Annotated in this window: 12 protein-coding genes; 4 read left to right on the forward strand and 8 right to left on the reverse strand. The window is 34.7% G+C overall.

All coding sequences use genetic code 11. The features are described 5' to 3' along the window. Window positions 1–56: 56 nt before the first annotated feature. Window positions 57–1382 (forward strand): PAS domain-containing sensor histidine kinase, encoded by a 1326-nt coding sequence (locus Q9Q97_RS03835; protein ID WP_306154789.1) that lies wholly within the window; start codon window positions 57–59, stop codon window positions 1380–1382. A gap of 168 nt (window positions 1383–1550) precedes the next feature. Here Q9Q97_RS03835 and Q9Q97_RS03840 read toward each other — a convergent pair whose 3' ends face one another. The 5 genes from Q9Q97_RS03840 to Q9Q97_RS03860 all read right to left on the reverse strand — a co-directional run bounded on the left by Q9Q97_RS03840 (window position 1551) and on the right by Q9Q97_RS03860 (window position 5793). Continuing rightward, window positions 1551–1877, reverse strand: a complete 327-nt coding sequence (locus tag Q9Q97_RS03840) for an MGMT family protein (RefSeq protein ID WP_286968192.1) — start codon at window positions 1875–1877, stop codon at window positions 1551–1553. Between the two features lie 140 nt (window positions 1878–2017). Further along, window positions 2018–2656 carry a LysE family transporter gene (locus tag Q9Q97_RS03845; protein WP_306154791.1) on the reverse strand — a complete coding sequence of 213 codons (639 nt, stop codon included), beginning with the start codon at window positions 2654–2656 and terminating at the stop codon, window positions 2018–2020. A 41-nt stretch (window positions 2657–2697) separates the two neighbouring features. Continuing rightward, window positions 2698–3375, reverse strand: a complete 678-nt coding sequence (trmB, locus tag Q9Q97_RS03850; RefSeq protein WP_306154793.1) for a tRNA (guanosine(46)-N7)-methyltransferase TrmB — start codon at window positions 3373–3375, stop codon at window positions 2698–2700. A gap of 283 nt (window positions 3376–3658) precedes the next feature. Further along, entirely contained in the window at window positions 3659–5041 is a 1383-nt protein-coding gene (locus Q9Q97_RS03855) for an ammonium transporter (RefSeq protein ID WP_306154795.1), read from the reverse strand. 263 nt (window positions 5042–5304) lie between these two features. Continuing rightward, window positions 5305–5793: a nuclear transport factor 2 family protein gene (locus tag Q9Q97_RS03860; protein WP_306154797.1), complete on the reverse strand. Its 489-nt coding sequence runs from the start codon at window positions 5791–5793 to the stop codon at window positions 5305–5307. 447 nt (window positions 5794–6240) lie between these two features. Here Q9Q97_RS03860 and Q9Q97_RS03865 point away from each other — a divergent pair, with 447 nt between their 5' ends. After that, window positions 6241–6900: a hypothetical protein gene (locus tag Q9Q97_RS03865; protein ID WP_306154799.1), complete on the forward strand. Its 660-nt coding sequence runs from the start codon at window positions 6241–6243 to the stop codon at window positions 6898–6900. Window positions 6901–7147: 247 nt separating this feature from the next. Here the strand turns inward: Q9Q97_RS03865 and Q9Q97_RS03870 are convergent, their stop codons facing one another. Continuing rightward, complete coding sequence (locus tag Q9Q97_RS03870) at window positions 7148–7462, reverse strand: HPF/RaiA family ribosome-associated protein (protein WP_306154800.1); 315 nt, start codon at window positions 7460–7462, stop codon at window positions 7148–7150. A gap of 343 nt (window positions 7463–7805) precedes the next feature. On the opposite strand from Q9Q97_RS03870, the gene Q9Q97_RS03875 reads away from it, so the two are divergent. Continuing rightward, complete coding sequence (locus Q9Q97_RS03875; RefSeq protein WP_306154802.1) at window positions 7806–8039, forward strand: hypothetical protein; 234 nt, start codon at window positions 7806–7808, stop codon at window positions 8037–8039. A 42-nt stretch (window positions 8040–8081) separates the two neighbouring features. Here Q9Q97_RS03875 and Q9Q97_RS03880 read toward each other — a convergent pair whose 3' ends face one another. Further along, on the reverse strand, window positions 8082–8864 hold the full coding sequence (locus tag Q9Q97_RS03880) for an HNH endonuclease (RefSeq protein WP_306154803.1): 783 nt from the start codon (window positions 8862–8864) through the stop codon (window positions 8082–8084). A gap of 158 nt (window positions 8865–9022) precedes the next feature. Continuing rightward, window positions 9023–11518 carry an AsmA-like C-terminal region-containing protein gene (locus Q9Q97_RS03885; protein ID WP_306154804.1) on the reverse strand — a complete coding sequence of 832 codons (2496 nt, stop codon included), beginning with the start codon at window positions 11516–11518 and terminating at the stop codon, window positions 9023–9025. Window positions 11519–11738: 220 nt separating this feature from the next. Here Q9Q97_RS03885 and trxA point away from each other — a divergent pair, with 220 nt between their 5' ends. Beyond that, window positions 11739–12056, forward strand: coding sequence for a thioredoxin (gene trxA / locus Q9Q97_RS03890; RefSeq protein ID WP_008466289.1), 318 nt, complete (start codon window positions 11739–11741; stop codon window positions 12054–12056). Window positions 12057–12076 lie beyond the last annotated feature (20 nt).

Consider the following 12076-nt stretch of genomic DNA (forward strand, 5'->3'; position numbering starts at 1 on the left):
ACCTTAGCGTAAATCCTTGCGGTCTTTGCGGTTAAATTTTAAGTTAAAAAAATAACATGAAGAATTGGAAATTTTATAATGCATTGTTTATAAGAGTTGTGTTTGTAATGGCACTATTTCTCTGCAGTGCTTTGTTGTTTTATAAAGGGTTTCAATTCAACGGGATTCTAGTCGGAACTTTTGTTTTGATATTTCTGTTCGAAATGTATTTTTTTGTCAAAAATCAATTGATGTTTTATGATAAAACGATTAATTCCATTTTGCACGACGACTTTTCTGCCCATTTTCCAGAAGAGCATAAAAAAGACAATTTTAATAGTTTGTATCTTTTATACGATACTTTAAAGGTTCAGAAACAAGAGCAGATTTCCAAAGAATTAATCTATCGTTCGATTTTGAACAGTATCGATACTGCCGCTCTCATTTTAGAAAAAGAAGAAGACAGCTGGTCGATTTTCATTATGAACGATTGTTTTTCGAATCTGTTTAAAGTACCGAAAGTAAGCCATTGGAAATATCTACAAAATTATCTTCCGGGACTTTGCAATGAAATCGAAAACGTAGATTTTAGCGAACTTAAAACGGCAATTTCGATTAAAATAGAAGATCAGGATTTGCAGACTTTTATGTTACAGACTTCTCGCACGCAAACCTATAACAAAGAATATTTTATTATTTTATTGGATAGTATTCAGCGTGTTATTGAGAAAAAAGAAAAAGAAGCTTGGATTAATTTAATGAAGATTATTTCGCATGAATTAATGAATTCTCTAACGCCGATTCGTGCGCTTTCGCAGAATTTACTTCATATTGTAGATCAAGATGAATTGGAAGAAGATGATTTTGAAGACATTAAAAGCAGTATTTCGACGATCATAAACAGAAGTGATCATTTGCAGTTTTTTGTCGAAAATTACCGCAAATTGGCCATGCTTCCGACTCCCAATAAGCAAATGACGCCTATAAATGCTTTGTTTGAAGATTGCTTGCGCATAATGAGTCCGATTTTGAAGGAGGAAGGAATTGAATTAATAAATGAAGTTCATAGTTCGCGCTCGATTCTGATTGATAAAAATCAGATGGAGCAGGTAATTATCAATTTGATTACCAATAGTATTCACGCTTTAAAAGAAAAAGAAGAAAAGAAACTGATTATTTCCAGCTATACCGAAAACAACCGCTTTTTTATCGTGATTTCAGACAATGGAAAAGGTGTAGATGCAGAAATTAGAGACAAAGTTTTCCTTCCATTTTTCACCACAAGAAAAGACGGCGCCGGAATTGGATTAACGCTTTCTAAAAATATCATCGAAGCGCACGGAGGCTATTTAAGCTATCAAACCGACGAAGATCAAACTAGTTTTGTGATATGCTTGATTTAAAAAATGAACCATATAAGTGATATGAGTTCATTTAAAGTTTTGCTTTGTCATTTAATCTCGCAAAGACGCTAAGTCGCAAAGTTTATTTTAAATTTTCTTAGCGCCTTTGCGAGAGATATAAACACAATGTTAAAATAAACTTATATCACTTATATGGTTCAAAAAAAATCACCCCTGAATTTCTGGTTTCCAAAAGTGTTTTTCAAAATCGACAATCTGATTATTGACCACTTTAATGCCTTCATTTTCTAAAAGTTGCTGCATTAAATTCGTTCCGTCAAAATGGTGTTTTCCTGTCAAAAGTCCTTTTTGGTTGACTACTCTATGTGCGGGAACATCATCCATATTATGGCAAGCGTTCATTGCCCAGCCTACCATTCTTGCAGAGCGAGCTGTGCCTAAGGCTTTTGCGATAGCACCATAAGAAGTTACTTTTCCAAACGGAATTTGTCTGGCGATTACATAAACTCTTTCGAAAAAATTCTCTTCAGCCATAATTATTTTGCCACAGATTATTTGGATTAAAAGGATTTTAAAATTACTATTTATCTGCTAAATCTGGGAAATCTGCGTGAAAATTTAATCGCCAAAAAAAGAAGGAATCATTTTAATCCTTTTAATCTGTGGCTTAAATTTTATTCGAAGTAATAATTCAAGATATTAAAAAGCGTTGCAATGGCAACTAATCCGGTAATGGTTCCGATAATAGCATTCATGTTACGCATAAAGTAATCGGTTTTCTTTTCTATTCTACCAAAGAAAGCAATATAGCTGTATAAAATGATAAAAGCTCCAAGAACAGAACCCGATACAAAAGTCAAAATAATCGCGTTTTCGAATACAAAAAGATGATACGAGGCCAACGTCACGCTGACAACAACATAGTACGGAATAGGAAAGAAATTCAGTCCAGAAAGTAGCATTCCGAGAAAGAAACGACTTTTTTTACTGCTCTTTTTGATCTTTGTTTTTTTCTTGGCTATTGGTTCTTTTGCAAAAAAGAAAAAGTAAATAGTTAAGATTGCAAAAATGACAAAACCAGCTTCACGCAAAAGTATGACAACGTCTGGGCGATTATCTATAACGCGTGCAAATAACACTGCCACATACGCCTGAAAAAAAAGAACTAAAACAGCACCGATTACAAACCAAATAGCATTCTTTCTCCCTTCTTTCATTTTTATTTTGGCAGCTGTCATATTAAGCAATCCCGGTGGAATTGTTCCAATGGCAGCGGCAATAAAACCTGAAAGTAATGGAGTAAGGTAGGTCATTTAGTAATTAAATCGGTTAGATAAAGGTTTCAAAATTAAAGCTAGTCTTTAATTTTGAAACGAATATACGTAATTGCCTTGTTAATTTCTAAATATTGTTTTTCATAAAAAGTTTGGATCGAAGTTACCACTTCAGGGCTTCCCTCGTTTTTGTAAACATTATGGTTAGCATAAAGAACCTCGTGGCCTTCTCCGTGAAGTAATCCAAGCGTATAACCGTGCATGAATTCACTATCGGTTTTAAGATTTACCACTCCGTCTTTTTTCAGGATTTTTTTGTACAATTGCAGGAACTCAGAATTGGTCATTCTGTGTTTCGTTCTCTTGTATTTGATTTGTGGATCTGGAAAAGTAATCCAGATTTCGTCTACTTCGCCTTCAGCAAAAATATGATTAATCAGCTCGATTTGAGTACGTACGAAAGCCACATTATGAAGACCATTTTCTACAGCGGTTTTGGCACCTCTCCAGAAACGTGCTCCTTTAATATCGATTCCGATAAAATTTTTGTCTGGGTATTTCTCTGCTAATCCAACAGAATATTCTCCTTTTCCGCACCCTAATTCTAAAACTAATGGATTATCATTTTTAAAGAAATCAGAATTCCATTTCCCTCTTAAAGGCATTAAATTACCTACAACTTCTTCTCTGGTTGGCTGAAAAACGTTTTCAAATGTTTCGTTTTCTCTGAATCTTTTTAGTTTATTTTTACTTCCCACTTTTACAAAAATTTTCCGCAAAATTAAGGAATATAAACGAATGAAAATAGCGGAATTAGGTTTAAAAGTTCTTTCGCCACTAATTCACGAATTATTCTTAGTTTATTTTTTGCCACAGATTACACAGATTAAAATGGATTTTTAACTGGACGTAATTTTTTTGCCACGAATTGCACGAATTTTCACGAATTTTTTATTCTGTTTTTGTTTAGCTCAAACATATAATCAGCAAGCTGATTAAAAAAATTTGTGGAAATTCGTGCAATTCGTGGCAAACTAAAAATTAACCGTAATGTGGTTCTGTTATTGGTTGTGCTTTTGGATCAAGAGATTCATCGTGTTGCGATAAATCTAGTCCGATGTGTTCTGATTCTTCTGAAACTCTTAGTGGAATAATGAAGTTGGTTACTTTAAACAAGAAATAAGCTCCGAAGAAAGTAAAGATCGAAACCAAAACCAATGCCATCATGTGGTGTCCGAAAACATTCCATCCACCGTGAAGCAAACTTGCGTTTTCTCCGTGAGCAAAAACAGCTGTTAAGATCATTCCCATGATTCCACCAACACCGTGGCAAGCAAAAACGTCAAGCGTATCGTCGAATCTTTTAGAATATTTGCAGTTTACAGCCGTATTAGAAACCAAAGCTGTGATGAAACCGAAAAACATACTTTCTGGAACGGAAACAAATCCTGCGGCAGGCGTAATAGCTACTAAACCAACAACCGCCCCGATACAAGCCCCAAGAGCCGAAACTTTTCTTCCGTTCATTCGGTCAAAGAAAATCCAAGTTAGCATCGCTGCAGCAGATGAAGTCGTAGTTGTAGCAAAAGCCATAGCAGCAGTTCCGTTGGCAGCAAGAGCAGATCCAGCGTTGAATCCGAACCATCCAAACCAAAGCATTCCAGTTCCTAATAATACAAACGGAATATTGGTCGGAATATGCTGGCTGTTTTTTCTTTTTCCTAAAACAATAACTCCAGCTAGAGCTGCAAAACCAGAACTCATGTGCACTACAGTTCCTCCGGCGAAATCTTTAACACCAAAATAACTTCCTAAAACGCCCGTAGGATACCAAACCGCGTGACATAAAGGAGCATAAATAAATATGGTAAATAAACTGATGAATACTAAATAAGAAATAAAACGAACGCGTTCTGCAAACGAACCTGTAATAATCGCAGGGCAGATAATCGCAAATTTCATTTGAAACAAAGCAAAAAGCATAAACGGAATCGTATTTGCCAATTGTTTATGAGGCAAGACGCCCACATAATCCATAAAAGCAAAAGTAGTTGGGTTTCCGAAAAAGCTGTAAAAATGATCTCCAGAACCAAATCCGACTGGTTCTCCAAAGGCTAAGCTAAATGCCACCACAACCCATAAAAGCGTTACAACACCCAAACAGATAAAACTTTGAAGCATGGTCGAAATGACATTTTTCTTTCCTACCATTCCGCCGTAAAAGAAAGACAATCCTGGTGTCATGATCAAAACCAGACAGCTTGAAGTAAGCATCCAGGCAACATCGGCAGGAACGATATGATCTAAAGTTCCAAATTCTGATAAAACATAATTATTTTCTGTAACTGTCGGCCAAAATGCACCTATCGTACATACGACGCTTATCATAATAAAGGAAATAATCCAGCGTTTTTCTATTTTCATTTTTAAAATACTTTGTTTAACCCTATTTTTTTTGGGGTCAAAGTTAGAAAAAAATAAATATTCTCGTTTTAAAGGCTATTAAAATAGAGGTTCGGCTTTTATTTTGATCGATTTTGTAAAATACAGCTTCTTTTTTTGACAGTATCTTATTCTAAAGTTACAAAAAAGCATTGTTTTTGACGAATTAATTAAAATTAGTCTATCAACAATGCTTTTAAAGCGCTCAAAAAGTTATGTTTATAATAAGAAAAGTCGAAAATGTTTTATTTTTTCTGAAGTTTTGCAATCAAAGCATCTTCAATTGGCGCTTTTATCTTAGTTACAGCGTCAACTTCGTCATTCGGAACCGTCATTGATAAAACATAATGCTGAATTTTCCATTCGTTACCCACTTTAAACAAAACTCCAGAACCACGGCAGATTTTCATTTGCGTGTCTAGCAATTCGTCAAACCAAGCAATTTTTCCGCTTTTGTCAAAAAAGATATGGCGTTCTAAGGCTTTAAAATTCCATGTCGTTCCTTTGTCAAAAAAAGGTTTTGCCCAAACAGCGAATTCTTTTTTAGTCCAATTTTCGGTAGCATCTGTGCCAATATAAATAGCATCTGAATTTAATACGCTGAAGTAAGCATCAAATTTAACCTCAGCGGCAGCTTTATGCCAAGCATCTAAGGTCTGATTGATTTTGTTTTTGTCGGTTTGTGCATTCGCGAAAGCGGTAATAAATAGAAGGAGTAAAGCAATTTTTTTCATGAGATATAAATTTAAAGTTTAAAGATATTATTTTTTTTAAACCATATAAGTAATGTAAGTCAATTAAAGGATTGGTTATTGCCACGAAGTCGCCAAGACGCTAATTTTTTTTGCACGCAATATTTTTTAAACCAATGGAAGTCAATTAAAGCCGATAGTTGTTTCTCGCAAAGTCGCCGAGTCGCTAAGTTTTTGTTTCACGCAGATTCGAAAGATTTTAGCAGATATAGTAAAAGATTATTTAATAAAATAATAATCTGCGGTATCTGCATTAATCATTTTAAAATCTGCGTGAAACATAAAAAATCTGCTCGATCTGCGGGAGAAAGAAATCACATTTTGCAACATTTAAAATTCATTAACAAATAACTTTAAATGAACTTACATTACTTATAGGATTTAAATTCAAAAAACAAGTATATTTGATTGATCTTAAATAATACCCCAATGAATGCAAAAATACTTCTAAGCTCGCTAGCAGTTACTTCTTTACTTTTTATTTCCTGCAAAAAAGAATTGGAACCGCAGGAAAGTACAGCAACATCTGAATTAGTAAGGTTAGGACTTGCAAAAGATACAACTAAAGCTGCTGCGCCAGTGGTGCAAAATCCTGCAGCAAATCCAAATACCGTTTTAAGTGACACCAAAGGAATTAATCCAGCGCACGGACAGCCGGGCCATCGTTGCGATATTGCGGTTGGAGCACCTTTAAATTCGGCACCGCCACAGCAAGGTCAGGCTGCGACACAAACAGGGCAAACGGTAAAAGTTGGCCAGCCTCAAGTGGTGACTACTACAACAGTTCCTGCTAAAACGCCAAAAGGAATGAACCCGCCACATGGACAGCCAGGACACAGATGTGATATTCCGGTTGGAGCGCCTTTAAATTCGCCTCCAGCAAAAAATACAACAACAACCACAAATACAGCACAAAGCGGAACGGTTACACAAAACTTTTCGGTAACACCTCCGCCAGCATCAAATCCAGTTCCGGCATTATTGAGTACCGAAGGAACAGAAGCGACTGTAGCAGACGGAATGAATCCGCCGCACGGAAAACCAGGTCACCGCTGCGATATTGCCGTTGGCGCTCCGCTTCCTAAATAGTTTATAAAACATATAAGTGATATAAGAAAATTTAAAGTTTTTTTATTCTTACTGTAAACAAACAAAGCCTCAAAGTATGAACTTTGAGGCTTTGAATTTTTAGAAAATTTAAGTTTTTATCATTTATTTAATAAAAGCATGAAGCCGCAAAGTATATATAAAACTTTGCGGCTTCGCGTCTTTGCGAGATTAATTCATTTCAGTAAAAAACTAAAAATGAACTTATATCGCTTATATGGTTTAAAAATTAATGTTCTTTTATTTTTTCGAAAGTGCTAGTCAACGATTTTTTTACTTTAGCCAATGCACCACTGAAAGCTTTTTCAAGCGATTCGGCGTGTTCTGTAACCGTTATAGGCTGTAATTTTACAGGGCGGACTTCAATCACACATTTTTTGTCATGCAAGCTGAATTTTTCGCCGTTTTCATCACCAAAATGAATCTCGACACGGGTAATTTTATCTTGAAAACGATCTAAACTTTTTTCAACTTCTGAAGAAAAATAACTCTCTAATCTTGCACTTCCTTCAATGTTTTTGTCTGTATTGATTTGTACTTTCATAACGGATAATTTTTTAATGATTCATTCTCAAACTTATCGATTTTAAGAGTAAAAGACAAGCGAGTTAAGGAAAGATTATGAAAATTTTAATTAATTAAAGCTCAATTTTGTAATTTAGTTTTTAAAGGTTTTATTTTGAATAAAATTCGATAAAATAAAAGAAAATACTTACAAAATATTTTGTTTTTCGTATGTTTGCAATTCCTAAAACTTTCAGACTATGAAACAAAACAAAATTTTTGCCCACGTGGTACGCTGGCGGTATTGGAAACAACTGCAACGCTCTGAAAGGCGTAGGACAGCTAACCCATGTGGGTTTTATAATTCCTAAAGCTTTCAGATTATGAGTACAAACACCCTTTCTAAAGAAACCGAATTAAGATTAGCTGAATTCTTCAACACTTCAATTGATTCGAAAAGTATGGCGAAAACCCTAAGACAAGTAAATTATATTCTTGCCTTAAACGTAATGCACGAAAATGAATTTCTGCAACAAGAAAATATCAATCTAGATGAAAGCTTTTACTGGCTGAATAAATTGGCCGAGATTCTGGATCCTTATTTGGAGGTTGAGTAGAATTTATCGAAATGAGAAAAGCCACTGGGAAGTGGCTTTTTATTATAATGCAGTTTGCTTATTGAAGATTGCATCTAAATGGTGCTCTAAAAATTCTTTTTTTGGTAAATATTTTTGAGCTTTATGTATTTCTTGATTTTCAATTGAAGCAAAATATTTCTGAAAGTATTCACTATTTTTTTTCTTTTTTAATGAATCAGAAAAAATGATTTTGTGATCTGTATTTATTCCAATTAGCCCTTTATCGAAAGCCTTGTCGTAAAGTAATGAAAAGCAAATTCCATTCTCAGGATTTAAACGATGTTCTTCATTTTTAGACCAAGGTATTATATGACTAGCAAATAATAGTTCTGGAATATCAATGCCAGTAATTGCGCATTTATTGGAATAATTGGTTAAAACAATTTTTCTGAAAACACATTGATTTACTCTTGTTTTTACTTCGCGAAGAACAGTTTCGCCTTTTAGGTCTTTTAAATCGGCAAGAATTTCATCATATTTTTCTTCAACGGAGGTATTTTCTTTTTCTGCTAAAATTTTTTCGCTGAGAAAAATTAATTCTTCTTGATCATTGTGAAACTCATCCCAAATTGGTTTTACTTGATTCATTCCATTTTTTAAACCACTTACACCTCTTTGTTGATGAAATGGATCAATACTTGCAAAATTGCCCAATCTCATGACTATAGAAGCAGGAGTTCTTCCAATAAGATTTGCTAATTTTTTCACTTCCGGATTGCTCGAATGAGTTTTTCCAAATTCTATATTTAAATATAAATTGAAAGCAATTATTAGCTCTTCTCGAGTCCAAAGATTTTTAGGCATTAGAAAAAAATATTAGTTTTTAGTAAATATAAATATTTTAAGTCTGATTTGTCATTTCGAGGAACGAGAAATCTTCGCGAGTAACTCTATAATCTGAATCAAACTTTGCGGAGCTTCTTACGAAGATTTCTCGTTCCTCGAAATGACAAAAAGAAACACTACTCCTTATCCCTCTTACCCCACTTAATCTTCATCTTCCCTTCATTATCATAAGCAATTAAATGCAGGACAATACCGCGTTCGCGAACGGCTTTTCGTTCGGCTTTGGTGCCGAGTTTGGCATCGTTTTTAGAATTTCGTAGCGGAACGGTGAGGGCGAGATTGGTGCCTCGGCCGAAAGAATAAATGCCTTCAGCGTCAAGGTTGAGAACGCTGGAACTTATGGTGAGTTTGTGGACATCGATTTGTTCTCCGCGGAGATTGAGCGAACCCGATAAATCGCTGAAAGTAATATTCTCTACATCGCGAAGCGGAAAAGCAAATTTGCCGACTTTCATAATCGGTTCAAAGTTGAGCAATGCGCCTTGATTGACATTAAAGTCCAATTTTCCTTTCATGGAATTGACAATTAAATCGCCTTTACTGCTCATTAAACCCACTACATTGGCATTGCTTGTTAATCGGCCGCGAATATTTTTCGGACTAAAAGATTTGATTCCGAAGTTGTTGAACGATCGTAAAAAACTGGCAATATCTACGCGGTTTACTTGAGCATTTGAACTAAAAACATAATGATTGCCGCTTGGCTGTACAGAACCGCTAAAATTGATGCTTCCGCCAGAGGTTTGTAGGGTTCCGTTTTGGAGCAGCACTTTAGAATTCAGCATTTGCAAAGTGGCTCGGGTATTTGTTGCGGTTAATGATCCGTAAGTGATTTTGTCTGCTTTGAGGTTAATTATTGCCGTACATTTATCAATTACCGGTTTTAGTTGCGTCATAAAATTGACATTTCCTTTAACGGGCTTTTTTTGTGCTGTTTTCTTTTGGGCAGGACTTTGTTTGAGTACGCCCAAGAATTGTTTTACATCGATATGCGGGCAATAAATATTCCAGTTTACCACCATTTTTTCTGGTGCATCATAATAAAGATTCAAGAAATTATCGATTTTTCCATCAATGCGGATGATATTGTTCTTGTGTTTGTACGCAATCTTTTTAATGTAAAGCGCCTGTTCGGTAAAAGATAATTGCACATCTGTTTTTTCGGCTCTGATGTTTTTCGGAAAATAATCAAAAGTTGTGTCGTCAATGTCAACATCGCCTGTAAAACGTGGTCTGTTGATATACAAATTGACAATATCAAACTGAAATTTTAAATTGGCTTTGGCATGACCGCTTTCAAAATGAAGAATTTTATTGTTGGCCATTCCGTTAAGTTTCGAAACGTCAAAATCAGCATTTACAACTCCTGTTGCAATTGGTTTTTCGAGATCATTGATAACGGCTTGGGCAATTGTCAGCGGAATAGTCTCGTATTCTGCTTTAAAATGCGTTAAAATAATAGCAGAATTTGGGTCGCTGAAACCTTTTTCGGGTTTGAAATTATTGGTAAAAATGCCTTTGAAAGAGCAATTAGTAAACAAACCATCTGGAATACTCAATTCGTTGTTTCTGATGTCGGCCTGTACCACAATTTTTGGGTCGCCTTCTACATTCAGATCGCCTTTGATGTCGCAGTTCACTTTAATCGGTTTCTTTAAATCGAATTGATTAAGCTTCGTACTAATGTTTGCCGATAATAAATTGGAAGCATTTCGCCATAAAATATCCGTTCCGATATTGATTCCGAAAAACGAATTTCCTTTTCCGATATTAAAGAAAGCCACAATATCAAAAGTGTCAGAACCAATTTTAAGGTTTTTGGTATGAATGTCTATTTTCTGATTGCTTTCAGAGTACGAAATGTCAAATTTGCCTTCGAGCACTTTTTCTTTGGCAAAACTTCCGTGAACGGTATTAAAAGCTAGACTATTGATTTTGGTTTTCAAAAACAGATTCGTCTGCCAGTTGTCATCGTCATAATTTACTTTAGATTCTAAATTTGCCACATCAAAATCAAACAATTTATGCCCCAAATGGTTGTCGATAATAACATGAACTCGGTTGAGGTTGATTTCGTCTATCGTGGTTTCTTGCTTATCTGTATTGGTTTTCGGTTTTTTCTTTTTGGGCTTGAAAATATTGACATTAGAATAACCGTCTTCGGCTTTATAAATATAAATATCGGCGTCGTTAATTAAGATTTTATGAATATTAATTTCGTACTGCAGTAAACTCCAGATGTTTAAACGCGCTTCTATTTCTTTTGCTTTCAGTAAAGTATGTTTGTGGCTCGGCCATTTATTGTCTTTAATTTCGACCTCATTAAGCGCAAGCGTAAAATTGGGAAAACCCGTTAAGAATTTATAATGAAAATCGGTTACGTGAAATTTACCATTAATATTTTCATTGATTTTGGTGTTGACTTTGGCTATAATTTCAGCTTTATTTTGGTTGAAGTAAATCGACAGGGCTCCGCAGGCAAGTAGGAGTATAGCAAATAATCCCAAAATAAAAAATCCGAAGCGTTTGGCATATTTTTTAAAACGTTCAGATTGGAAAAAGGTCTTTATTTGAAGTAAAGTTTCCGGCATTAAAATCAAATTTGTTGACATTAAAGATACTATAAAAATTTAACTTTAATTTAAATTTTTGATATTCAAATTAATACGAACTTTATAAATAGAACAAAAATGTATTTACAGTATATAATTAATGACAATACATTTATAATGAAAACTAATTTAGTAATGGTGTTTGATTTGTTTTAAATTTTTAAATTTGTACTGTAGTTTGAAAGTTAATAATTCAGACATAATTTAATCTTAATATATTATGGCATTAGCAATAACAGATGCTACTTTTGATGAAGTAGTTTTAAAATCAGATAAACCAGTAATGGTAGATTTTTGGGCAGCATGGTGTGGTCCTTGTAGAATGGTTGGTCCAATCATTGACCAATTAAGCGAAGAGTACGCTGGTAAAGTAGTTGTTGGTAAAGTAGATGTAGACGCTAACCAAGAATTTGCTGCAAAATACGGTGTGCGTAACATACCAACAGTTTTGGTTTTTCAAAACGGTGAAGTTGTAGGTAAACAAGTAGGAGTAGCTCCGAAACAAGCCTACGCAGATAGTTTAGACGCTTTGTTGTAATCTCCAAAGATTGCAATTGA

The sequence above is a fragment of the Flavobacterium sp. DG2-3 genome, assembly GCF_030730925.1.
In the GTDB taxonomy this organism is placed as follows: Bacteria; Bacteroidota; Bacteroidia; order Flavobacteriales; family Flavobacteriaceae; genus Flavobacterium.